Source organism: Microbacterium sp. DT81.1 (assembly GCF_049844955.1).
In the GTDB taxonomy this organism is placed as follows: Bacteria; Actinomycetota; Actinomycetes; order Actinomycetales; family Microbacteriaceae; genus Microbacterium.
Window position 1 is genome coordinate 434,357 of the sequence record NZ_JBNCMA010000001.1, and the last position, 20,883, is coordinate 455,239.

The window sequence follows — 20,883 nt, forward strand, 5'->3', positions numbered from 1 at the left end:
ACCGCTGAGTCCATTCACCGCTGAAAGAGAAGAAGACAATGACTCTCATTGCACCCGCCGAGAAGAAGGCGGAGACCGCGGTCGTCGGGCGCGTCGCGCGCGTCACCGGACCCGTCGTCGACGTCGAGTTCCCGCACGACTCGCTCCCCGACATCTACAACGCGCTCAAGACCACCATCGTGATCGGCGATGAGTCGACCGAGATCACCCTCGAGGTCGCGCAGCACCTCGGCGACGACCTCGTGCGCGCCATCGCTCTGAAGCCGACGGACGGCATCGTCCGCGGCCAGGAGGTGCGCAACACGGGCGGGCCGATCACGGTTCCGGTCGGCGACGTCACCAAGGGCAAGGTCTTCAACGTCATCGGCGAGGTGCTCAACGCCGAGCCCGGTGAGAAGATCGAGATCACCGAGCGCTGGGGCATCCACCGCAAGGCTCCGAACTTCGACCAGCTCGAGTCGAAGACCCAGATGTTCGAGACCGGCATCAAGGTCATCGACCTGCTGACGCCGTACGTGCTCGGCGGCAAGATCGGCCTCTTCGGCGGTGCGGGCGTCGGCAAGACCGTCCTCATCCAGGAGATGATCCAGCGCGTCGCCCAGGACCACGGTGGTGTGTCCGTGTTCGCCGGTGTCGGCGAGCGCACCCGTGAGGGCAACGACCTCATCCACGAGATGGAGGAGGCCGGCGTCTTCGACAAGACCGCGCTGGTCTTCGGCCAGATGGACGAGCCGCCGGGCACGCGCCTGCGCGTCGCGCTGTCGGCCCTGACCATGGCCGAGTACTTCCGCGATGTGCAGAAGCAGGACGTGCTGCTCTTCATCGACAACATCTTCCGCTTCACGCAGGCCGGCTCCGAGGTGTCCACGCTGCTCGGTCGCATGCCCTCCGCGGTCGGCTACCAGCCGAACCTGGCCGACGAGATGGGTGTCCTCCAGGAGCGCATCACCTCGACCCGCGGTCACTCGATCACGTCTCTGCAGGCGATCTACGTGCCCGCCGACGACTACACCGACCCCGCGCCGGCGACGACGTTCGCGCACCTCGACGCGACCACGGAGCTCTCGCGTGAGATCGCGTCGAAGGGCCTCTACCCGGCCGTCGACCCCCTCACCTCGACCAGCCGCATCCTGGACCCCCGCTACATCGGCGAGGACCACTACCGGGTGGCGACGTCGGTCAAGCAGATCCTGCAGAAGAACAAGGAACTGCAGGAGATCATCGCGATCCTCGGCGTGGACGAGCTCTCCGAGGAGGACAAGGTGGTCGTCTCACGCGCCCGCCGCATCCAGCAGTTCCTCTCGCAGAACACCTACATGGCCAAGAAGTTCACCGGTGTCGAGGGCTCCACGGTGCCCATCAAGGAGACCATCGAGTCCTTCGACGCGATCGTGAAGGGCGACTTCGACCACGTCGCCGAGCAGGCGTTCTTCAACGTCGGCGGCATCAACGACGTCGAAGAGGCCTGGGCGCGCATCCAGAAGGAGAATGGCTGATCATGGCCATCAACGTGAGCCTGGTCGCGGCCGATGCGGAGGTGTGGTCCGGTGAGGCGACTCTCGTGATCGCGCGCACCGTCGAGGGCGAGATCGGCATCATGACCGGCCACGAGCCTCTTCTGGCGATTCTCGCCGAGGGTCAGGTTCGCATCACGAAGGCCGACGGGACCAAGATCCTCGCGAACGCGCAGGACGGGTTCCTATCGATGGAGGGAAACGACCTTACCATCGTCGCGGGCAACGCGGCGCTGATCGCCTGACCCGGCAACCATCTCGCGGAACGCGCCGCCCCTGCCCTCCATGGCAGGAACCGGCGCGTTTCGCCGTCTGCGAGCGAGCACGTGCTGATCCTTCTTCCACCTTCGGAGACGAAGCGGCCGGGCGGCGGTCGTCGTCCCCTCGACATCGCCGGCCTCGCGCTGCCTTCGCTCACCGCCGAGCGGGAGGCGACCGTCGATGCGCTGATCGCACTGTCCCGTGACCCGGAGTCGGCGCGTCGAGTGCTGAAGCTCGGTTCGACGCAGGCCTTCGAGGCCTCCGTCAACGCCCTGCTGCGCACGGCGCCGACGCTCCCGGCGGTCGATCGCTACACAGGTGTGCTGTACGACGCGCTCGACGCCGCATCGCTGGATGCCGGGGCCAGGCGGTGGCTGTCCGCGCACGTGCTGATCCACTCCGCCCCGTTCGGGCCGGTGGGGGCGCTCGACCGAATCCCCTCCTACAGGCTCGGTGCCGGGATCTCGCTGCCGGGGCTCCCGCCGCTGCGGCGGGTGTGGGCGGATGCCGTCACCCGTGCGATCGCGGACAGCTCCGCCTTCGTGCTCGACATGCGCTCCGAGGCATACGTGGCACTCGGGCCCGTGCCTTCCGCGTCACCCGCGGCGTATGTGCGCGTCGTGGCGGACGACGACGGAGGGCGGACGAGGGCTCTCAATCACTTCAACAAGCATGCCAAGGGCGCCTTCGTGCGCGCCCTCGCCATGGAGCGGGCCCGGGTCGCCTCGCGCGCCGGACTGCTCCGTTGGGCCGATGAGGCCGGCTGGGCCCTCCGGGAATCGGGGGAGCCCGGCATCCTGCACCTCGTCGTGTCGGAACGACATACGGGGGCCAGCCTCCTGCATCCCGGCTCCCGCCCTCGCTAGCATGTAGCACGCGGGCCGGAAGGCTCCCGGTGACGCGCGCACACGCGGCCCGAACTCATCCGTAAAGGAGCACATCCGTGTATGACGACTATGAAGGGATGGGGGCGTGGCTCGCCTTCGTCCTGATCTTCCTTCCACTCTTCCTGCTCTTCGCCCTCGCCGGGTACATCATCGGGTCCTTCTTCCTGATGAAGATCTTCGAGAAGGCGGGTGTGCAGGGCAGGTGGCGCGCCTGGGTGCCGGTGTACAACGCCATGATCCTGGCCAAGCTGGGTGACTTCTCTCCATGGGTGATGCTGGGCGCCATCGTCGCCTCCAGCCTGCTGAGCCAGGTGGCGGTCATCGGCTGGCTGCTCTCGCTGGCCGCGCTCGCCGTCGGTGTGGCCGTCGCATGGCGCGTCGGCGAGAAGCTCGGCAAGGAGTGGTACTGGCTTCTGCTCTGGCTGATCCCCGGTGTCGGTCCGCTGATCTGGCTCGGCATCCTCGCCCTCGGCCCCTCGCGCTGGAACCCGGCCCTGCGGCCCGCCCCGTGGGCGCGCACCTCGTTCCTGACGGACACGACCGTCTGGCAGGGCATCCCCGTTCAACCGGGCGCCGGCCTCGCTCCGGCCACAGCCGCAGCGGGGTACCCCGATTCCGGACCGGCCGCGCCCGGGGCGTACCCGCCTCCAGGGTCGTACCCGCCTCCCGGCTCGTACGCTCCTCCCACCGGCGCCCCGCAGCCGCCCGCTGCCTCGTACCCGCCGCCCGGGGCGCCGCAGCCGCCCGCCGGCCCGCCGGCACCCCCGACGGCGCCGCCGGCCGCGCCGCCGGCTCCCGCGCCGCTGTCGCCCGAGCCCCCGGTCTCGCCGGAGCCTCCGGTGTCGCCCGAGCCGCCGAGTTCGCCGGAGCCGCCAGCAACGCCCGGCACCCCGGACGCGCCCCCGCCGCCCCGGTTCTGAACCCTCCACAGCCCCGATCCGAGCCCGAACCGGCTCCGATTCGGGGCTGCGGCCTTTCCGGAGCCGCTCAATGGGGCTCCGCCCCAAACCCCCGGCTTGCTGGCGCGCGCCAGTAGCGTGGAGGCATGGCTCTCACTCCGCGCCGAGTCGGCGCATCCGGACTGCTCGTCTCTCCCGTCGGCCTCGGCTGCAACAACTTCGGGCGCCCAGGCACGAAGACGGAATCCCTCGAGGGCACTCAAGCGGTGCTGGATGCCGCGATCGATGAGGGCGTCACCTTTCTGGATACGGCCGACATGTATGGTGCCCAGCCGGGCCTGAGCGAAGCGCTCATGGGGCAGGCGCTGAAGGGCAAGCGCGACAAGGTCGTGCTCGCCACGAAGTTCGGCCATTCGGGGAGGGACATGGGTGAAGGAGCATTCGGCGCGAAGGGGGGACGGGCGTACATCCGGCACGCCGTGGAGTCCTCCCTCCGGCGTCTGCAGACGGACTGGATCGACCTCTACCAATTGCACGTTCCCGATCCGGAGACGCCGATCGAGGAGACGCTGGATGCTCTCACCGAGCTCGTGCGCGAAGGGAAGGTCCGTTACATCGGCAACTCGAACTTCACGGGCTGGCAGCTCGCCGAGGCTCATTTCACGGCGCGCTCCCGCTCGGTGCCGTTCGTGTCGGCCCAGAATAACTACAGCCTGCTGGCGAGGGGCGCGGAGCGCGAGGTGCTGCCGGCGGCGAACCGCTTCGGGGTCGGGTTCCTCCCGTACTTCCCTCTCTACAACGGCCTGCTGACCGGTAAGTTCACCCGAGCCGGCGGGCCGGAGGGCAGCCGCATCATGGCTCAGCGGCCGCATCTCTGGGCGGAGGCTCCCTGGGATGCCCTCGAGGGCTACCAGGCATTCTGCGACGAACGCGGCATCTCGATGCTGGAGGCCACCTTCGGCTGGCTGCTTGCTCAGCCGGGCCTGGCCAGCGTCATCGCCGGAGCGACCTCCCCCGAGCAGGTCGCGGCGAACGCCCGCGCCGGAGAGGGCTGGAGGCCCTCCGACGAGGACCTCGCGGCGATCGACGCGCTGTTCCCGCTGCCCGCCGACCCGGCGGCCTGAGAAGCCGGCCCTCTGGTCCCGATGACCTCCCTCCGCGGCCGGATGGGCACCTCGACTAGTATGTGAGGACCGCGCGCGGGCATCCAGGGTGCGGCGTGCGACCCATCGACTCGGAGGCAGACGCGTGCCCGATCTTGCATCGCCGACACACACGCACACTGTGCAGCTTCCCGGTGGGGACCGTGTGACCCTCTCCTGGGCCGGCGTCACGCACACGGGTCGCCGTCGCGAGGTGAACCAGGACGCCGTTCTCGCCGCGTACCCCCTCTTCGTCGTCGCCGACGGGATGGGTGGCCACATCGGCGGGGAGATCGCGAGCGCCAGCACCATCGGCCGTCTCGAAGCCCTCGTGGAGCGCGGCTCCGTCACACCAAGGGGTATCGAGAAGGCGCTCGTGAAGGCCGTCAAGGACATCGTCTCGCACCCCGAGACCACCGACGAGGGCACCGGGACGACGCTGACCGGCGTGTTCCTGGACACGACCGAGGGCGAGGCCTGGGTCACGCTGAACATCGGGGACTCGCGCGTCTATCTGCAGCGCGACGGTGTGCTCGACCAGATCACCACCGACCACTCCGTGGTGCAGGAACTCGTGGCGGCGGGCCGTCTGAGCCCGGAAGAGGCCGAGAGCCACCCGTACGGCAATGTCATCACCCGCGCGGTGGGACCCAGCGAGGCGGTGACACCGGACTACGTGCGGCTCGACATCGTCGACCGTGATCGCTTCGTCATCTGCTCGGACGGCCTGACGAAGGAGCTCACCGACTACGGCATCGGCCACTTCCTCAACGAGCACGCCGACCCGGGCGAGGCCGTGGATGCCATGCTGGCCGCCGCCCTCGAGAATGGCGGCCGCGACAACATCACGATCATCGTGCTCGACGTCTCGCGCAGCAGTGCTGGTTCATCCGAACACTCCGCCGGCTCCTCCACAGGCGGTTCCCGCTCGCACTGACGCGCTGATCCTCGGTCGCGGACCGCGGGCGGCAACCAGGACCCGTTCACTGGGTGGGTGACCTCCCTCTCCGAGCCCCTGATCCTGCCCGCTCCGCCCGAGCCGCGACGGCGCGGCCCGCTTCCGCTGCTCGCCTCGATCGTGCCGCTCGTGGGCGGTGTCGCGATGTGGCTCGTGACCGGATCCCCGCTCGGCCTCTGCTTCGCGGCGCTCGGACCCCTGATGGCGGTGGCATCGGTGATCGACGGCGCAGGCTCCGCGCGGCGCGACCGGCGCCGGGCGGCTCGTGAGGGCGCCGCCGCCCGCGCGAGGATCCTCGAGGAGATGTCGACGAGGCACGGCCTGGAGCGCGAGGCACTCGACGCGCGCCGGCCGGATGTCGCGGGCCTGGTGCAGACGCCGGAGCGCGTCTGGAGGCCGATCGGCGGGGGCTCCCCGGAACTGGTCATCGGCCGCGGCACCTCGGCCAGCGCCGTGCGAGTCGTCGGAGGCGACCCGGCGCTTCGCGCGAGAGCCGCGACGCTGGAGGATGCGCCGCTGAGCGTCCCATTGGCTGCCGGTGTCTGCGTCGAGGGACCACCGGCGATCGCCGAGGCTGCGCTGCGCTCCCTGGTCGTGCAGCTCTGCCTCGCCCATGCGCCCGACGCTCTGACGATCGTCTCCACGCCCTCGTCGGACGAGGAGTGGACCCGCCTGCTTCCGCACCGCGCATCGGCCGGGCCGTCTCGGGCGGGCCTGCGCCTGGCGGTGCTGGGGCCGGGCGACACCGCACCGCCGGGAGCCGACGTCGTGCTCGCGCACGTCCAGGCGGGAAACCCGCCCCCGACCCGCTGCGGAGCGCTGGTCAGGGTGACCCGCCCCGGGGCCGCCGAGCTGTCGTGGAACGGCGAGAACTCGGCGATCGCCCTCGAGTACGTGAGCCGCGCCCAGGCGGGCGCCATCGCGGCCGCCCTGAGCAGGCGGGCGGCGGATGCGGCACCGCTCGAGGCCCCGGCCGTGTCGCTGGCCGACACCCTGCATGCAGCTCCGCCCTGCTCGGCGGGACTCGCCGCGGCCATCGGCATGGACGGCACGGCTCCCGTCGTGCTCGATCTCGTGCGGGATGGACCGCACGCCGTTGTGGCCGGTGTCACCGGCAGCGGAAAGAGCGAGCTGCTGATCACGTGGATCACATCGATCTGCGCCGGCCACTCGACCCGAGAGGTCTCCTTCCTCTTGGCTGATTTCAAGGGCGGGACCGCATTCGATGCCCTCGCCCGGCTGCCGCACGTGACCGGCGTGCTCACCGACCTCGATGCGGCCGGTTCGCGCCGGGCGGTCGAGAGCCTCCGCGCCGAGCTGCGATGGCGTGAGGCGGAGCTCGCCCGGCTCGGTGCGAGAGACATCCTCGACGAGCGCGCCGAGATGCCGAGGCTCGTCATCGTCGTGGATGAGTTCGCCGCGATGCTCGCCGAGCATCCGGACCTGCACGCGGTCTTCACGGACGTCGCCGCCCGCGGGCGCGCGCTCGGCATGCACCTCGTGCTCGGCACCCAGCGTGTGTCGGGGGTGGTCCGCGATGCGCTGCTCGCCAACTGCCCGCTTCGCCTCAGCCTGAGGGTGACGGATGCGGCGGACAGCCGCGCGGTCATCGGAACCGACGACGCGGCGCAGCTGGCCGGCGAAGCGGCGTCGCGGGGAGTCGCCTTCGTTCGCAGGGCCGAGGACGCCCATCCGCGGCGGATGCGTGTGGCCCTCTCCGCGCAGAACGACATCGAGGCGATTCTCGAGCGCCGAGGCTCCGAGCCCCGCCCCCGGCGACCATGGCTTCCCGCCCTTCCGACGCGGGTCCCGCTCGCCGCTCTGCAGGGCGCGGGAGGAACCGGTGGAGTGGTCATCGGACTCGCGGATGATCCGGACCGGCAGCGACAGGAGGTGATCGCGATCGACCTTGGACGAGACCGCGGGATGATGGTGGTGGGCGGCCCCGGCTCCGGCAAGACCGGCATCCTCCGCGTGGTCGCCGCTCAGCATCCCGGGGCACTCGTCGTGCCGCGCGATCCGGAAGGCGCGTGGGACATGCTCACCGCCGAGTGTCCGCCGGGCTCGGTCGTGCTGCTCGATGACGCCGACGCACTCCTGGCGCGGCTCTCTCAGGAGCACGCGCGTGCACTGGCGGACCGGCTCGAGCACTTCGCGCGCGATGCCGGTCTCACCGGCTCCTTCCTGGTGCTCAGCGCTCAGCGCCCGACCGGCGCACTCTCCCGGGTCGCCGACCTGCTCCCGGTCCGGGCCGTGCTCGGACTGCCCTCGCGTGCCGACCATCTCGCGGCGGGCGGTGAATCGGAGTCGTACCTCCCGTGGCGCCCCCCTGGCCGCGGCCGTCTCGGGGGACGGGAGGTGCAGTTCGCCGAGGCGCCCGCCGGGAATGGGGAGGCATCGCTGGCCGTATCGCCGGACGAGCGGTTCTGGATGCCTCGCACGACGCTCACCGGTGTGGTGACCCGCGGGGTGGCGCGTGTCACCGCGCAGCTGTCCGAGGCGTGGGATGCGCGAGTGGTCGGCATCGGCTCGCTCGTCCCGGGCGCCCGGGTGGCCGACCTGCTCCGCGAAGCCGGCGACGAACGCATCGTGCTGGTCGGCGACGGGGAGTCCTGGCAGGCGCACTGGGGCCTCCTGCAGACCCTCCGTGTCGATCACCCGCTGCTGGTGGATGCGGCGTGCCCGACGGAGCTGCGCACCATCGCAGGCGAGCGGGAGCTGCCGCCCTTCGCTCGCGCAGGCGCGGGGCGGGCGTGGCTCTGCAGCCCCGATCATCCGCCCCGGCGGGTGGCACTGCCCCTGACCGGTGCCTGAGCGGGCGCCGCTCCGAGGGTGTGCGGCTCGTCGGTACGCCGGAGAGGCCGCGCTCCTCTACAGTTGAGCCTTGTGACGACGCCGACACGCATCGACCTTTCCCGCCCCGAAGGCAAAGGACTCGCCGCCGGAACCTTGGGCCTCTGGGGCTCGACGGTCATCGGACTGGCCTCCACTGCGCCCGTCTACTCGCTCGTCGCGACCCTCGGGTTCGTCGTGCTCGCGGTCGGGGCACAGGCACCCATCGTGTTCATCGTGGCCTTCGTGCCGATGCTCTTCATCGCCTTCGCGTACCGCGAGCTGAACAACGCGGTGCCCGACTGCGGTACCACCTTCACATGGGGGACGAAAGCGTTCGGCCCGTGGGTGGGGTGGATGGGCGGCTGGGGTGTGGCCGTGGCCGGGATGGTCGTGCTCGCCAACCTCGCCCAGATCGCGGCCATCTACTTCTGGTCGCTGTTCGGCGATGGGTCCCTCTCCGAGAACGTTCCCCTAGTCACCGCGACCGGCGTCGCGTTCATCGCCGCGATGACGTGGGTCAGCTGGCGCGGTGTGGAGATCGGCGAGCGCATCCAGAACGTGCTGCTCGGCATCCAGTACCTCGCGCTCGCCATCTTCGTCATCGCCGCGCTCTGGCACTACTTCAACGGCTCCGCCCCCGACGCCACGGCACCGACGTGGGAGTGGTTCAACCCGCTCGGCTTCACCGACTGGAGCGGCTTCACCGAAGCAGTGCTGCTCGCCCTCTTCATCTACTGGGGATGGGACACCTGCCTCGCCCTCAACGAGGAGACCAAGGATCCGAAGCGCATCCCGGGCCGCGCCGCGCTGCTGACGACCGTCATCCTGCTCGTCACGTACGTCGGAGTCACCGTCGCCGCGATGATGTACGCGGGGCTCGGCGAGACCGGCACCGGCCTCGGCAACGAGGCGAACGCCGACGACTTCTTCCTCGCGATCAAGGACGGGCTGCTCGGGCCGTACGGCTGGATCCTGGTCGTCGCGGTGATGATCTCCGCGGTGTCATCGACGCAGACCACCATCCTGCCGACCGCGCGAGGCACCCTCGCGATGGCCGCCTACAAGGCTCTCCCCAAGCGATTCGCCACCGTGCACCCGACCTACAAGACGCCGTCGTTCTCGACCATCGTCATGGGGATCGTCGCGAGCGTCTACTACATCGGCATGACGCTCATCAGCGACGACTTCCTGCAGGACTCGATCCTCTCGCTCGGCCTCGCCATCGCCTTCTACTACGCGATCACCGGCTACGCCTGCGTCTGGTACTTCCGGCGCGACCTGTTCCGATCCGCCCGCGACTTCTTCTACAAGGGGCTGCTCCCGCTGCTCGGCGCGCTGATGCTGACCTACGCGTTCGTCCAGTCGGCGGTCGACATGTACGACGTCGACTACGGCTACACGGTGCTGTTCGGCATCGGCGGGACGTTCGTGCTCGGCATCGGCGCACTCGCCTTCGGGGTGATCCTGATGTTCCTCTGGTTCATCTTCCCGCGGTCGAAGCCCTTCTTCCGCGGCGAGAGCCTCAACCGCGACACCGAGGTGCTGGTGCCCGACGACACCGCGTCGGCCGGTCGCTCGATCGACGGCGGACTCGCCTGACGGAAGTCCGACGGCGGACTCGCCTGAGGTATGCCCCAGGCGAAGCCGTCCGGCTCAGGCCAGCGCCTCCTCCAGCGAGCGCGCAGGCAGGCCGTGCGCTGCGGCAACGCCCGGGTTCGCGATCGCGCCGGCGGTCGTGTTGAGGCCGTGCGCGAGCGCGGCATCCGCCTTCAACGCCTCCCGCCACCCGTGGCGCGCGATCTGCCGGATGTACGGCATCGTCGCGTTCGTCAGGGCCGAGGTGGACGTGTTGGGTACGGCGCCGGGCATATTCGCGACGCAGTAGAACACCGAGCCGTGCACCTGGAAAGTGGGATCGGCGTGCGTCGTCGGGCGCGTGTCCTCGAAGCATCCGCCCTGATCGACCGCGATGTCCACGAGCACGCTTCCCTCGCGCATGCGCGACACCATCGCGTTGGTGACGAGCTTCGGCGCCTTAGCCCCGGGGATCAGCACCGATCCGATGACGAGGTCCGAATCCGTGACGGCACGGTCGAGATCCAGCGGATTCGACGCCGCGGTCTTGATGCGGCCGGCGAAGTGGTCATCGAGGTAGCGCAAGCGCTGGATGTTCGTGTCGAAGACCGTGACGTCGGCTCCGAGCCCCGCGGCGATCACCGTGGCGTTCGCACCGGCGACGCCGCCGCCGATGACCGTCACACGCGCCGGCCTCGTGCCCGGCACGCCCGACATCAGGAGCCCGAGTCCGCCCTGCGACCGCAGCAGGGTGTTGGCCCCGACGATCGGCGCCAGCCGGCCGGCGACCTCGCTCATCGGCGCCAACAGGGGCAGGCCACCGCCCGAGAGCTGGACCGTCTCGTAGGCGATGGCGGTGACGTCGTCCTGCACGAGCCGATCGGTGAGCGGCCGGTCGGCCGCGAGGTGGAGATACGTGAAGAGCACGAGGTCGTCGCGGAAGTACCCGTACTCGCTCTCGATCGGCTCCTTCACCTTGAGCAGCAGATCGGCACGCGCCCACACCTCCGCCGCATCCTCGAGCAGCGTCGCACCCGCCGCCTCGTATTCGGCGTCGCTCATCGACGATCCGAGCCCGGCACCGCGCTGCACCACGACGTCGTTGCCCGCCAGCACGAGGTCGTGCACGCCGGAGGGCGTCAGCGCCACGCGGTATTCATTGTTCTTCACCTCGGTGGGGACGGAGATCCTCATCGAACTGTCCTCTCTTCGGCTCCCTTCTGGGGAGCGTTTCAGGTTCCGACGGTGGGGCGGATGACCCCCACGTCGTGTCCGCCACCGTGGACGGCAAGAGGGAGGTGGGCCGCGGCATCCGCGACCTGTGCGGGCGTCAGCGCGCCGGCCCGACCGAGCAGGTGCACGGCGATGATGCTCGCCGCGCGGGAGCCGCCGTCGAGAACCTTGAGCGCCACCGTGGTGCCGTTGGGGGCCACCATGACCATGATCGACTCGGCTCCGCCCTTCGCGAAGACGCCGAGGTGCTCGATGACGATCGAGTCGGGACGACCGGGCCCCTCGATCGTCCAAGGGTTCTCACGCACGGCGCGCACGAGGGTGCCGGCGACACGATGCAGGGCGAAAGGGGAGCGCTCGGACGCGGTGCCGATGCGATGGATGCCGCGGGCGAGGCCCGTCAGGGTCATGGCGTGCACCGGGGCGCCGCATCCGTCGATCGCCGTCGCGGCAACCCGCTCGCCGGTCAGTCTTTCGACGACCTCGCGGACGTGCACCTGCAGCGGATGGGCCGGATCGAGGTAGCCGTCCGTGTCCCAGCCCGTCGATGCGCAGGCCAGCAGCATGGCGGCGTGCTTGCCGGAGCAGTTCATGCGGATGCGGGAAGGCTCCGACCGGTCGCGTACGAGCTCGTCGCGCGTCGCCTGGTCGCCCGGCCACGCGGGTGGGCAGGCGAGGGCCTCCTCGCCGAGGCCCGCCTGATCGAGGATGTCGCGCACCACGGCGACGTGGCGATCGGTGCCCGAGTGGCTCGCCGTGGCCAGCGCCAGGCGCTCGCCTTCGAGGGCGGCGCCGGCGGTGACGCAGGCGATCGCCTGGAGGGGCTTGAGGCTGGATCGCGGCAGTACGAGCGCACCCGGATCGCCGTACGAGGCCACCACCTCGCCGTCGGGCCCGAGGACCACGGCGGATCCGGCGTGACGGGACTCCACGAAGCCGCTGCGTTCGACGACGGCGAGCTCGACCGCATCGGCTACGGCGAAGGTCTGGGGCACTCAGCCAGCCTACCGCCGGCCGCTCCCACGGCCGGGGCTCAGCCACCCCGCTGTGGAAGACTGGGAGGCATGTTGGGCGAGCACCGCTACCGGGTCACCGCGACGTGGACGGGCAACCGGGGATCCGGCACCTCGGGCTACCGCGATTACGCGCGCGATGTGGATCTCGAGATCGAGGGCAAGCCCTCCGTGCTCGCGTCGTCGGACAAGCCGTTCCGGGGCGACCCGGGCCGCTGGAACCCGGAGGACCTGCTGGTGTCGGCGCTCGCCGAGTGCCACCTGCTGTCGTACCTGCACGCGTGCGTCACGGCGGGCGTCGTCGTGGTGGCGTATCGAGACGACGCGAGCGGCCTGATGGTGGAGGACGGCAAGGGTGGGGGAGCGTTCGCCGAGGTGACGCTGCGCCCGCACGTGACCGTGGCCGACGCGTCGATGGTGGATGCCGCGACCGCGGCGCATGCGCAGGCGAACGCCTGGTGCTTCATCGCGAACTCGGTCAACTTCCCGGTGCGCCATGAGCCGACGATCGAGGTCGCCCCACCTTCGTGATGCGGAACCCCGGTCGCTGAGCGTGTCGAAGCGCTAGAGGCGCTCGTGCGGCAGCACGCGGCGGATCTTCTCTACCGTGCCCTGTGCGGGGGTCTCGTTGAACTCGTTCGCCAGCTTCTGGCCCGACAGCGCATGGATCGCGGTCATGATGTCATCGGTGGCCAGGCGACGCGCCCTGCCGGAGGTCGCGGCCCCGTGATGGCGGAGTTCGAGGGGCTCGCCGAAGCGGACCGTGATGCGCTTGTTGATCGACGGCATCTTGGCGCCCACGGGCATGACGTCGTCGGTGCCGATGAGCCCGACAGGAACGACGGGCGCGCCGGTCTGGAGGGCGAGGAAGGCCACTCCGGTGCGGCCCTTGTAGAGCCGGCCGTCGAGGGAGCGGGTGCCCTCAGGGTACAGAGCGACGGCGCTGCCGGATTCGAGCAGCGTGCGCTGCTGGCCGAGGGCGTCGAGCGCGGCCTTGCCCGCGCCGCGGTGAACGGCGATCGCGCCGATCGATGTGAAGAAGGTCCGCGAGAACCAGCCGGAGACTCCGGCGCCTTCGAAGTAGTCCGCCTTCGCGAGGAAGTGCACCGGTCGTGGGGCGGCGACCGGGATGGCGATGGAGTCGATGAACGACAGGTGGTTGCTGGCGAAGATGACGGGGCCGGTCAGGGGCACATGCGCGCGGCCCTCGATGTGCGGCCGGTAGATGAGGCGCGCGAGCGGACGGATGATGCCACGGCCGATCGCGTAGGTGGAGCCCATACGCGCCTCGGGCGGATCGACGGGGGCCGATTCGGGGTCGGCGGTCTCGTCGGAAGTCATCCGATGAGGGTACTCCCGATCGCATGCCGGGATGGGCATGGGGGTTCACAGCGGAGTCTTAGGCAAAGTGCGGGAGGATGAGGAGCTCCCCTTCTCTCTACACCGAGGATTTCCGTGCGCATCCGACCCCTTGCCGCCCTGTCCACCGTCGCGCTCGCGACCGTCCTGCTCGCAGGGTGCAGCGGCGGGACGCCAGAGGCGGCACCGTCGCCCTCGAGCTCTGCCGGTGCCGACCTGTGCTCCGTCGCCGCTCCGGGAGGAGACGTCGTGGATGCCGTCACCGTGAGCGGCGAAGTGGGGCAGTCCGCCGCCGCGGAATTCGCGGCGCCCCTCGAGGTGAGCAGCGCAGAGCGCGCCGTCGCCATCGAGGGCGATGGTGCGGCGATCAGTGACGGCGACTACGTCCAGTACGCCGTTGCGGTCTTCGACGCCGCGACCGGCGAGACGCTGCAGGAGGCCGGATTCGGCGATGCGCCGCTTCCCGCCGAGCCGATCACCCTCGGATCCGGCGCCGATCAGTTCTTCGGCTGCGCGACCGAGGGTTCGCGCATCGTGATGACCGTTCCGCCCGCCCAGGAAGGCGGAGCGCAGGTCTACGTGATCGACGTCCTCGGGATCACCCCAGCGGCCGAGTGGTGCGCCCCCGAGGAGCCGGGGGAGAGCTTCCCCTCGGTGGAGTGGTCTGCGGATGCCGCACCCACGGTCACGATTCCTCCGACCGAGCCGCCGGCCGAGGTGCAGCTCGAGGTTCTCAACGAGGGTGACGGCGACGTCGTCCAGCCCGGTGACAGCGTCACCGTGAACTACACAGGCGTCAAGTGGAGCGATGGCACCACGTTCGATTCCAGCTGGGAGCGCGGCGAGCCCGCCACCTTCACCACGACCGGAGTGGTCGCGGGGTTCAAGAGCGCCCTCGAGGGACAGAAGGTGGGATCCACCGTCGTCGTCAGCATGCCTCCCGTCTGCGGTTACGGCGAGACCGGGACGAGCCAGCATGAGCTCGCCGGTGAGACCCTCGTCTTCGTCGTCGACATCGTCGAGGCCGCGCGTCCGGAGTAGTCCGACAGCTCTTCCGGAAGCGACCCGCGCCCCTCGGGGGCCGGGTCGCTTCTGCGTGCTCGCTAGGCTGACGGGATGCGCCGCGTTCTCGTTCTGGGGTCAACCGGGTCAATCGGCACGCAGGCGCTGGAGGTGATCCGCGCGAATCCCCGGCGATTCGAGGTGGTGGGCCTCGCGGCCGGCTCGGACCGCGTCGGCATGGAGGCCCAGGCCGCGTCATTCGCCGTCGAGCACACCGCGCTGGGTGCCGACGAGGCGGAGCAGCTCGTACGGGATGTCGAGGCCGATGTCGTGCTGAACGGCATCACCGGCTCGGTCGGCCTCGGACCGACGCTCGCCGCCCTGGAGTGCGGGCGCACCCTGGCCCTCGCGAACAAGGAGTCGCTCATCGTGGGCGGCGAGCTCGTCACCGCGATCGCCGCACCGGGCCAGATCGTCCCGGTCGACTCCGAGCACTCGGCGATCGCGCAGGCTCTGCGATCGGGGTCCGACTCGGAGGTGCGGCGCATCGTGCTGACCGCCTCGGGCGGGCCCTTCCGCGGCCGCTCGCGCGCCGAGCTCGAGGGCGTCACACCGGCCGAGGCGCTCGCTCACCCCACATGGGACATGGGGCGCGTCGTCACGACGAATTCGGCGACCCTGGTGAACAAGGGACTCGAGGTGATCGAGGCCCACCTGCTCTTCGACATGGACTACGACGACATCGACGTCGTCGTTCACCCCCAGTCGATCGTGCACTCGATGGTGGAGTTCGTCGACGGCTCGACGATCGCCCAGGCATCGCCCCCCGATATGAGGCTTCCCATCTCGCTCGGGCTGGACTGGCCGAACCGCGTCGGCGGAGTGGGGCGGCCGCTGGACTGGACGACCGCGACATCCTGGACCTTCGAACCGCTGGACGACGCCGCGTTCCCGGCCGTGCGGCTCGCCAAGCGCGTCGGCCGCGCCGGCGGCACGTTCCCCGCGGTCTTCAACGCCGCCAACGAACAGGCCGTCGATGCGTTCCACGAGGGTCGGCTCAGTTTCCCGGGCATCGTGGAACTCGTGGAGCGGGTGGTGGAGTGGCACGAGCCGGAGAGTCCCCTCACGCGCGAGTCACTCGCAGCGGCCGAGACGTGGGCGCGGGATGCCGCCGACCGGGCGATCGCCGCGGCATCCTGAGCCACCCGGCTTCCTCTCCCTCCGTTCCGCGTGCGACCGCGCCGAACGCACGGCTTGCCGCCCGGCGCACGGCCAAGCTGCGTCACTAAGCCGTGCGCCGGACGCGAAGCCGTGCGCTCGGGAAGCTGCGTCGCGAAGCCGTGCGCTCGGGCGGCGACTCAGTCGGGGTACGGGACCGGCCAGTGCGGCTCCGGTACCGGCCAGCCGGCGTCGCGCAGCGCGCGGCGCGCGAGCTCGCGCGCGGAGTACGGGGTGCGCACCCCGCGGATGTCCCGGTAGTCCTGGTGACCCGGACCGGCCCAGAGGATCGCATCGCCCTCGCCGACGAGCTTCACGGCCTCGACGATCGCGGTCTCGGGCGGTGAGTACTCGTAGATCTCGGCATCCGGCCGCGCCCGGCGTGCGCCTTCCAGCAGGGTCGCCCTGATGGATGCCGGATCCTCGAAGCGGGGATGGTGGTCGGTGATGATCAGGATGTCGCTGCCCTCGACGGCCGTCCGGCCCATGTCGTGGCGCTTCGTCGCATCCCGGTCGCCGTCCGCGCCGAAGAGCATCACGACCTTGCCCGGGGTCACGCGACGAACGGCGGCCAGCGTCTTCTCGAACGCGTCGGGGGAATGGCCGAAGTCGACGAAGACGGCGGGTCCGCTGTCGCCGGAGACACGCTCGGTGCGCCCCGGCAGATAGGCGCGGATGCCGCGATCGCGCGCGAGCGCCGCCACGATGTCGTCCCACTCGTAGCCACCCTCGAGCATCATCACGATCGACATACCGGCGTTGGCCGCCATGTGCGGACCGATCACGGGCACGATGGACGTCAGTGCGCGACCGTTCCGCCCCGTCAGAGTGAACTCCGTGCCGGTCTGGCGCTCCTCTCCGATCGTCACGACCCAGTCCGCAGCCTCGGCCTCGGCCGGGTCGGCGGCGATCGCGGGCGTGCCGACGGTCGTGACCGGCACCTCGGCCCGCGCGACGACCTCGCCCCCGGCGGCGGAATCGAGCGAGATGACGGCCCTGCGCGCCCGGTCGGGGCGGAACAGGGGCAGCTTCGCCTCGAAGTACTCCCGCATGTCGGCGTAGTCGTCGAGGTGGTCGTGGCTCAGGTTGGTGAAGGCCGCGACATCGAACACGATGCCGTCGACCCGTCGCCGCGAGAGCGCCTGTGCGCTCACCTCGACGGCCACCGCTTCCACCCCCCGCTCGCGCATGAGCGCGAGCAGGGCGTGCATCTCGGATGCCTCCGGAGTGGTCAGCCGGGACACGATGACGTGCCCGGCGATGTGCCGCTCAGCGGTCGAGGACAGGCCGGTCGTGACGCCGAGCTGCGAGAGCAGCCCCTCGAGCACGTGCGACACGCTGGTCTTGCCGTTCGTGCCCGTCGTGCCGAAGAGGATCGGCAGGTCATCGTCCTGACCCGTGCCGTACACCCACGCGGAGAGGGTGCCGAGCACCCCTCGGGGATCGTCGACGACGGCGATGGGGAGACCGCTGGATGCCGCGATCTCGGCCCCCTCGGCATCCGTGACGATGGCGACGGCGCCCTTCTCGGCTGCCGCCTCGGCCAACTCCGCGCCGTGTCGGTGAACCCCGCGGATCGCGACGAAGGCCTCGCCAGCCCGCAGGTCGGCCGTCGCGAGGGTGATGCCCGTCAGGGTCACGCCCGCGGCGTCGCCGCGGAGTTCAGCGCCGAAGCGCTCCGCCAGTTCGGTGAGCGATCTGCGAGGAGGCCGCTCCGGACGGAGAACGGGAGGAATGCGCGCGGCGGCGGCGTCGTCGGTCGGCATGGCGCATCCATGTTCTCATACGCCGCCCCCGCTCCCGCAGGCGGCCGATCTCGTCGAAGAACCTGGGCGTTCTCAAAGCAACGGCGAGTACCGTTGCGGTGTGAACGTCGTCCCGTACCTCATCGGCATCGCCGTCATCGTCGTGGGACTGGCCGTCTCGATCGCCCTGCACGAGATCGGCCATCTCGTGCCGGCGAAGAGGTTCGGCGTCCGCGTCGGCCAGTACATGATCGGGTTCGGGCCCACGCTGTGGTCGCGCACGTACGGGGAGACGCAGTACGGGGTGAAGGCGATTCCGCTCGGCGGCTACATCTCCATGGCAGGCATGTATCCGCCGTCGCCCAAGGAGGCGGCGAGAGCGGCGGCCCGGCACCGCGACGGCCGCGCAGGCGGCGGCTTCTTCGCCACGATGGTGCAGGATGCCCGGTCAGCCAACGACGAGACGCTGCACGGCGAAGACGACGATCGCGTCTTCTACAAGCTGCCGGTCTACAAGCGCATCATCATCATGCTCGGCGGACCGGTGATGAACCTGCTCTTTGCGATCTTCCTCTTCACCGTGCTCTTCAGCGCCATCGGCATCCAGCAGGGCACGACCACCGTCGCGACGGTCTCCGAATGCGTGGTGCCCGCCGGTTCGACGCAGACCGATTGCACCGCGTCCGACCCCGTGGCTCCCGCGGCTGCCGCCGGCATGCTGCCCGGCGATGTCATCCTCTCGATCGACGGCACGGAGGTGTCGACCTTCGATGAGGCCTCCACGATCATTCGGGAGTCCCCCGGACAGCAGCTGGCGATCGTCGTCGAGCGCGACGGCGAGCAGCTCACCCTGCAGGCCACGCCCCTCCTCGCGGAGCGTCCGACCTACGACGCGGCCGGGCGGGAGGTCGTCGACGAGAACGGCGACCTGGTCACCGTCGAGGTCGGATTCCTCGGCGTCCGACCGGTGTATGGTCTCGTTCGTCAGCCGATTACGGCGGGACCGCAGGCGGCGTTCGAGAACGTCGGCGCCGTCGCGGGCATCGTGGTGCAGCTGCCCGTCAAGCTCTACGCGATCGCCGAGTCGCTCCTCACGGGCGGCGAGCGGGACCCGGAAGGCCCTCTCAGCGTCGTCGGCGTCGGTCTCATCGCCGGCGAAGTCGCCGCGCAGGACGCGCCGATCCTGAGCCGGTTGGCCGCCATGCTGGGCCTGGTGGCGTCGCTGAACATCGCGCTGTTCGTCTTCAACCTGATCCCGCTGCTGCCGCTGGACGGCGGCCACATCGCCGTCGCCCTGTGGGAGGGCGTCAAGCGGGTGTGGGCGAAGGTCTTCCGGCGTCCGCCGCCGAAGCCGGTCGATGCGACCAAGCTCGTTCCCGTCACGTTCGTGGTCGTGGTGCTCCTGATCGCCATGGGCGCGCTCCTGCTGCTCGCGGACATCTTCAACCCGGTGCAGCTCTTCAACTAGCGGCCCGCGCCACTACGTCCCGCGAAAGGACGCAAACGGCGCTTCCCGGGCCCCAGGAAGCGCCATTCGCGTCCTTTCGCGAGGGGTTTTCTCGGCGGATGTCGATTCCGGTCTTGCCCGTTCGCTGTAGGGGTGCAAGGTTCACATCGACCGAAGGAGACGAACCATGAAGTACGTCATCATGTTCACAAGCCGGCCCGACCTCGACGCCGCCGTCCCGCCTGAACGGGCGCAGGAGGTCTACGGCCGCATCTACGAGTGGTTCGGGGAGCACGCCACCGTCATCACGGACTCCGGTGCCGAACTGCAGCCGGCCACCACCGCGACGACGGTCAAGCACGGCGAGTCCGGCCCCGTCGTCGTCGATGGCCCGTTCGCCGAGAGCAAGGAGGTGATCGGGGGCTTCAGCGTCATCGATGTGCCCGACCTCGACGCCGCGATCGCCCTCGCGAAGACGTGGCCGTCCCTCGACCTTCCTGGTGTCGCCATCGAGATCCGTCCGATGGTCGAGGACTACAGCCAGTTCGAGGCGTGAGCGATGGATGCCGCGGCGGGGAGTGACGGCTTCGCGCAGCGAGGCCCGGCCGCGGCATCCGATCTCGCCCTCGCCCGTGTCGTGCGCGCCGAGAACGCCCGGCTCGTCGGGTCACTGGCGGCGCGGATCGGCGATCTCGACGTCGCCGAGGAGGCGGTGGCGGATGCCGTCGCCGAAGCGCTGCGTGAGTGGCGGCAGCGCGGCATCCCGCCGAACCCGGCCGCCTGGCTGTCGACGGCGGCGCGGCACAACGCGCTCGACCGCCTGCGACGCGAGCGCGTGTACCGCGACAAGCTGTCGCTGCTCGCGCGAGAGCCGGCGCCGGTCGACGTGGACGAACGGCTGCCGCTGCTGTTCGGCTGCTGTCACCCGGCGATCGCGTCGGCCGCGCAGCTGGCACTCACGCTCCGGGCCGTATGCGGCGTGACCACCGCGCAGATCGCGCGGGTCACGATCACGCCGGAGGCCACGATCGCACAGCGGATCGTGCGGGCAAAGCGCAAGATCGCCGCGGCGGGCGTGCCCCTGCGGGTGCCCGAGGGAAGCGAACTGGCGGAGCGCCTCGGTATCGTGCTGACCGTCGTCTCGGCCATGTACACGCAGGCGCATCTGATGCCGGGCAGCGGCGCCGCCACGGATCGCGATGTGGCCGACGACGCCATCTGGCTGGCACGCGTGGTGAGCGACGCGCTGCCGCGAGAGCCCGAGGCGCGGGGACTGCTCGCGCTGCTGCTCTTCCACCGAGCCCGCGACGACGCCCGCGACAACGACGGGGAGCTCGTGCTGCTCGACGCTCAGGACCGCGCCGCCTGGGACCCCGCGCTTCTGCAGGAAGGGCGCGCCCAGCTCGAGCGCTGCGCCGAGGCCAAGCGACCGGGACGCTTCCAGCTGCAGGCAGCGATCGCCGCGTGCCATGCGGACGCCGCGACGCCCGCGGACACCGACTGGCTGCAGATCCTGACGCTTTACGACGTGCTGCTGCGGTGGGACGACTCGCCGGTCGTTCGCCTGAATCGGGCGGTCGCGCTCGGTAGGGTCGATGGTCCCTCCGCCGCACTCGCCGAAGTCGACGCCCTGCGTGACGCGCTCGCGGGATTCCACCTCTGGCACGCGGTGCGGGCGGAGATGCTGCGGGGGGTCGGCCGCGATCGGGAGGCGACGGACGCGGACCTGCAAGCGCTGGAGCTGACCGCGAACGAGGCCGAGCGTCGCCTGCTCTCGACCCGGGCGGGGCTGTAG

The 20,883-nt window shown here is 70.4% G+C and carries 18 protein-coding genes; 14 read left to right on the top strand and 4 right to left on the bottom strand.

The annotated features are described in order from the left end of the window. The first annotated feature begins 38 nt into the window (after window positions 1-38). The 8 genes from atpD (at window position 39) to ACLQ2Q_RS01980 (ending at window position 10,095) form a co-directional block, all read left to right on the top strand. Window positions 39-1,496, top strand: a complete 1,458-nt coding sequence (atpD, locus tag ACLQ2Q_RS01945; protein ID WP_425817393.1) for a F0F1 ATP synthase subunit beta — start codon at window positions 39-41, stop codon at window positions 1,494-1,496. A 2-nt stretch (window positions 1,497-1,498) separates the two neighbouring features. Continuing rightward, entirely contained in the window at window positions 1,499-1,759 is a 261-nt protein-coding gene (locus tag ACLQ2Q_RS01950; RefSeq protein ID WP_425817395.1) for a F0F1 ATP synthase subunit epsilon, read from the top strand. Between the two features lie 81 nt (window positions 1,760-1,840). Beyond that, the gene (locus ACLQ2Q_RS01955) at window positions 1,841-2,641 is read left to right on the top strand and encodes a YaaA family protein (RefSeq protein WP_425817397.1); all 801 of its coding nucleotides are present in this window, start codon (window positions 1,841-1,843) and stop codon (window positions 2,639-2,641) included. Window positions 2,642-2,718: 77 nt separating this feature from the next. Then, window positions 2,719-3,582, top strand: a complete 864-nt coding sequence (locus ACLQ2Q_RS01960; RefSeq protein WP_425817399.1) for a large exoprotein — start codon at window positions 2,719-2,721, stop codon at window positions 3,580-3,582. Window positions 3,583-3,707: 125 nt separating this feature from the next. Next, window positions 3,708-4,685, top strand: coding sequence for an aldo/keto reductase (locus ACLQ2Q_RS01965; RefSeq protein WP_425817401.1), 978 nt, complete (start codon window positions 3,708-3,710; stop codon window positions 4,683-4,685). A gap of 124 nt (window positions 4,686-4,809) precedes the next feature. After that, window positions 4,810-5,640, top strand: a complete 831-nt coding sequence (locus ACLQ2Q_RS01970) for a PP2C family protein-serine/threonine phosphatase (protein ID WP_425817403.1) — start codon at window positions 4,810-4,812, stop codon at window positions 5,638-5,640. A 57-nt stretch (window positions 5,641-5,697) separates the two neighbouring features. After that, window positions 5,698-8,475, top strand: coding sequence for an FtsK/SpoIIIE domain-containing protein (locus ACLQ2Q_RS01975; RefSeq protein ID WP_425817405.1), 2,778 nt, complete (start codon window positions 5,698-5,700; stop codon window positions 8,473-8,475). A 72-nt stretch (window positions 8,476-8,547) separates the two neighbouring features. Further along, a complete protein-coding gene (locus tag ACLQ2Q_RS01980; protein WP_425817407.1) occupies window positions 8,548-10,095 on the top strand; it encodes an APC family permease in 1,548 nt (515 codons plus the stop codon). 54 nt (window positions 10,096-10,149) lie between these two features. Here the strand turns inward: ACLQ2Q_RS01980 and ald are convergent, their stop codons facing one another. Beyond that, window positions 10,150-11,265, bottom strand: a complete 1,116-nt coding sequence (gene ald / locus ACLQ2Q_RS01985; RefSeq protein ID WP_425817409.1) for an alanine dehydrogenase — start codon at window positions 11,263-11,265, stop codon at window positions 10,150-10,152. Between the two features lie 38 nt (window positions 11,266-11,303). Next, complete coding sequence (locus ACLQ2Q_RS01990; protein WP_425817411.1) at window positions 11,304-12,299, bottom strand: asparaginase; 996 nt, start codon at window positions 12,297-12,299, stop codon at window positions 11,304-11,306. 69 nt (window positions 12,300-12,368) lie between these two features. Here ACLQ2Q_RS01990 and ACLQ2Q_RS01995 point away from each other — a divergent pair, with 69 nt between their 5' ends. Further along, window positions 12,369-12,848 (top strand): OsmC family protein, encoded by a 480-nt coding sequence (locus ACLQ2Q_RS01995; RefSeq protein ID WP_425817413.1) that lies wholly within the window; start codon window positions 12,369-12,371, stop codon window positions 12,846-12,848. A 33-nt stretch (window positions 12,849-12,881) separates the two neighbouring features. On the opposite strand, the gene ACLQ2Q_RS02000 is transcribed toward ACLQ2Q_RS01995, so the two are convergent. Further along, window positions 12,882-13,658 (bottom strand): lysophospholipid acyltransferase family protein, encoded by a 777-nt coding sequence (locus ACLQ2Q_RS02000; RefSeq protein WP_425817415.1) that lies wholly within the window; start codon window positions 13,656-13,658, stop codon window positions 12,882-12,884. A 114-nt stretch (window positions 13,659-13,772) separates the two neighbouring features. Between ACLQ2Q_RS02000 and ACLQ2Q_RS02005 the strand changes: the two genes are divergently transcribed. Together ACLQ2Q_RS02005 and dxr are read left to right on the top strand one after the other, a co-directional pair. Then, entirely contained in the window at window positions 13,773-14,717 is a 945-nt protein-coding gene (locus ACLQ2Q_RS02005) for an FKBP-type peptidyl-prolyl cis-trans isomerase (RefSeq protein WP_425817417.1), read from the top strand. 75 nt (window positions 14,718-14,792) lie between these two features. Next, entirely contained in the window at window positions 14,793-15,878 is a 1,086-nt protein-coding gene (gene dxr / locus ACLQ2Q_RS02010; protein WP_425817419.1) for a 1-deoxy-D-xylulose-5-phosphate reductoisomerase, read from the top strand. Window positions 15,879-16,036: 158 nt separating this feature from the next. Here dxr and ACLQ2Q_RS02015 read toward each other — a convergent pair whose 3' ends face one another. Further along, a complete protein-coding gene (locus tag ACLQ2Q_RS02015; protein ID WP_425817420.1) occupies window positions 16,037-17,662 on the bottom strand; it encodes a Mur ligase family protein in 1,626 nt (541 codons plus the stop codon). A gap of 100 nt (window positions 17,663-17,762) precedes the next feature. On the opposite strand from ACLQ2Q_RS02015, the gene ACLQ2Q_RS02020 reads away from it, so the two are divergent. From ACLQ2Q_RS02020 to ACLQ2Q_RS02030, 3 genes are all read left to right on the top strand, one after another. Continuing rightward, complete coding sequence (locus ACLQ2Q_RS02020; RefSeq protein WP_425817422.1) at window positions 17,763-19,109, top strand: M50 family metallopeptidase; 1,347 nt, start codon at window positions 17,763-17,765, stop codon at window positions 19,107-19,109. Window positions 19,110-19,275: 166 nt separating this feature from the next. Next, window positions 19,276-19,644: a YciI family protein gene (locus tag ACLQ2Q_RS02025; RefSeq protein WP_425817426.1), complete on the top strand. Its 369-nt coding sequence runs from the start codon at window positions 19,276-19,278 to the stop codon at window positions 19,642-19,644. Between the two features lie 3 nt (window positions 19,645-19,647). Then, complete coding sequence (locus ACLQ2Q_RS02030) at window positions 19,648-20,883, top strand: RNA polymerase sigma factor (protein WP_425817428.1); 1,236 nt, start codon at window positions 19,648-19,650, stop codon at window positions 20,881-20,883.